The following is a 3,120-nucleotide window of genomic DNA, read 5'->3' as shown; positions in this document are numbered from 1 at the left end:
CTTAAGAAATCTCGGCAAATTCCGTCTTCTACTTTCAAAGGTTATCGGTTGCGGGAAAAGAGCGGCCAGTTTCTCTAGTTGGACTATCCGATGACTTTGTAAGAGCAGGATTAGGAGCTGTAAGGTCAAATAGCTCGCCTCGCTAAGGTTCGCCTGTAAACAAGCCTGATAGAATGAAGGTAACATTTTAAAATTTTGAGTGGTTGTCCTAACCACTCTATTTCTTTAGGGGGTCGTTTGGCTAGACCCCCCGCTCTATCTAGCTTGTAGCCCCTCTGTCACCCCTTGAAGTCTAAAAGTCTTACCCAACAAGGTTTTTAGATTTATTCAGCCAACCCTACTTAGTTTAGTATAAAGGGAACAGTTGACAATGGTTAAGTCCCTAAAATCAAGCGCTGACGATGGCAATTAAGCAGCGAAATTTCCTGCCCGGAGACCCTTTCTAACATCTCGACGATATGATCAGGCTGTAGTAAAGTGCCATCATTGCGACAACTGCCCACATAGCACAAAACGGCTTGTTTGTCAACATTTTTTAACTCTAATTCATATAATTGTTCTCGCAGATTAATCGTGACTTTTTTGCCAGATTTGGTGGTTTTTTCCCGTTCCATCACCGTTGCTTGCTTAATTGCCTCGAGCCAATTTTGCCACTGTTGGCAGTCAATTCCCTCGCTATTAAAAGTGAGCAAATACTCGGCTTTTTCTAACAAACGGGTGGCAGCAGGAGCATTTAAGGGAATTTCTTCCACCCGATACACCGGCAAATCTGCGGGTAATTGTGCGGTTAACTGCTGTTTAAAAGTCTCTAAATCCATCACTTTTGTCAATTCAAAATCGACAATCTCACCGCTACTGGTTGCTCCCAAGGATAAGGCATTTGCGATCGAAATGCGCGGACCGGGGTGAAATCCACCGGTAAAGGAAATGGGAATAGCAGCCCGACGGACGACGCGATCAAATAAACGCACCAGATCCAAGTGGCTAACTAAGGCCATTTCGCCAATTTTGCCAAACCAAACCCGAATTCTTTGGGCGCGTTCTTGATTGGGTTGAAAATGTCCAGCAAAAGCGGGAATCGCAGGCGCTTCAATAACGATATTATGGCCAAAATCGACGCTACAAACGCCACAATGGGAACAACCCTCAAAAGAACAATCGGGGACTGTTGCCGCGTCTAGGGCGCGTTTTAAGTCCTCCTGTAGCCATTTTTTATCGATACCGGTATCCAGATGATCCCAGGGCAAAGGACGCTCTAAAATATCTTTGTCTGTATCGGCAAAAATATTCCATTCTCCCTGTTCTACCTGACGATATTTCCAGGTTAAACCGGATTCTTCGATCGCCTGTGACCATGCTTGATAGGCTTTTTCCGTATTATCCCACCAAGCATCCATCCCGGCTCCCAATTGCCAAGCGCGCAGCACCACTTTCCCTAAACTTCTGTCACCGCGACCGATAAAATCTTCCATAGCCGAGATGCGGACATCGGTATAATTGACTTTTACCCCTCTCATGCCTTGGAATTCCTGTCTTAATAACTCCTGTTTGCGGATAAATTCGGCCGTGGAGACGGAATGCCACTGGAAGGGGGTATGGGGTTTAGGCGTAAAATTAGAGATAGTTAGGGTAAAATCGAGGGGTTTCCGCTTCGGTAAACGACATTCCCGACGCAACCAACGCAGGGTTTCCGCGATACCGATGACATCGACATCGGTTTCCCCTGGCAAACCGATCATAAAATAGAGTTTGACCTTATCCCAACCCTGTTCGACGGCAGTTTTTATCCCTCTGAGTAATTCTTCGTTGGTTAACCCTTTGTTAATCACATCGCGCATTCGTTGGGTTCCCGCTTCTGGTGCAAAGGTTAAACCCGATTGACGATTGCCCCCAATTATGTTAGCAATATTTTCGTCAAAGCGATCGACTCTTTGACTGGGTAAGGATAGAGATATATTCTCATTCTGGAGACGGTTTTTAATCTCCATACCCACGGCAGGTAAAGCTAGATAATCGGAGCAACTGAGAGATAATAGAGAAAATTCGTTATATCCCGTCGCTCGCATTCCTTTTTCAATCGATTCGATTACTGCTTCTGGTTGCACATCCCGCGCAGGACGGGTTAACATCCCCGGTTGACAAAAACGACATCCCCTCGTGCAACCGCGACGAATTTCCACCACCAGGCGATCGTGAACCGTTTCCACGAAGGGAACTAAACCGATAGAATAGGCTGGGATAGGAGTAGCTACCCGGCGTAAAATTCTTGGCGGTACATCGTCACGATTGGGGATAACTGCACCGATTGGGGTGACATCGTAGAAACGGGGGACATATACCCCTGGAATTTGGGCTAAATCTAGTAATAGTTCTTCTTTGCTTAGATTAGCTAGTTTACCTTCTTCTAAAATTAAACCGATTTCTGGCAATAATTCTTCGCCATCACCAAGGGCGATAAAATCAAAAAAGTCGGCGTAGGGTTCGGGGTTAGAGGTGGCAGTTTGTCCCCCAGCAAAAATTAGCGGATAGTTACCTGAGTCTCTTGCTCTCCAAGTCAAGGGAATTGCCGCTAGGTCGAGCATTTCTAAAATATTGGTGGCTCCTAGCTCGTAACTAAGACTAAAACCGAGAATATCAAAATCGGTGAGGCAACGACGGGATTCTAGGGCAAATAAGGGGGTTTTTGTCTGTTTGAGTTTTTGGGCTAAATCCGGTGCGGGTAAATAAGTGCGATCGCAGAGTTGGCGAGGTTGTGCATTGAGGATATTGTAGAGGATAATATGGCCGAGGTTAGATGCCCCCACTTCGTACACTTCCGGATAGGTTAACACCCAACGAACCACAGCACTTGCCCATTCTTTATGTTTAGCGCCTAACTCGTTGCCCAAATAACGCGCTGGTCGAAAAATGTCGGGGGTAAGCAGTTGGTCTAAAGCAATAGTCACGGCAATCTACCTCAGATATCGTCAGCAATGGGTGCTTTTCTACTATAGCAGCCAGAATCGAGTCAGTTATCAGTTATCAGTTATCAGTTATCAGTTATCAGTTATCAGTTATCAGTTATCAGTTATCAGTTATCAGTTATCAGTTATCAGTTATCAGTTATCAGTTATCAGTTAT

Annotated in this window: 1 protein-coding gene and 1 pseudogene; both read right to left on the bottom strand. The window is 45.4% G+C overall.

All coding sequences use genetic code 11. From position 1 onward, the window contains the following. Positions 1 to 186: pseudogene (locus tag H6F92_RS26025) on the bottom strand (IS4 family transposase); the annotation flags it as partial. Between the two features lie 188 nt (positions 187 to 374). Next, positions 375 to 2,945 (bottom strand): TIGR03960 family B12-binding radical SAM protein, encoded by a 2,571-nt coding sequence (locus H6F92_RS12645; RefSeq protein WP_190358094.1) that lies wholly within the window; start codon positions 2,943 to 2,945, stop codon positions 375 to 377. Between the last annotated feature and the right edge of the window lie 175 nt (positions 2,946 to 3,120).

Origin of the sequence: Microcystis wesenbergii FACHB-1317 (assembly GCF_014696875.1) — a bacterium.
Lineage (GTDB): Bacteria > Cyanobacteriota > Cyanobacteriia > Cyanobacteriales > Microcystaceae > Microcystis > Microcystis wesenbergii_A.
The sequence above is the reverse complement of the archived record's forward strand: the minus strand, read 5'-3'. Positions and strand labels throughout refer to the sequence as shown.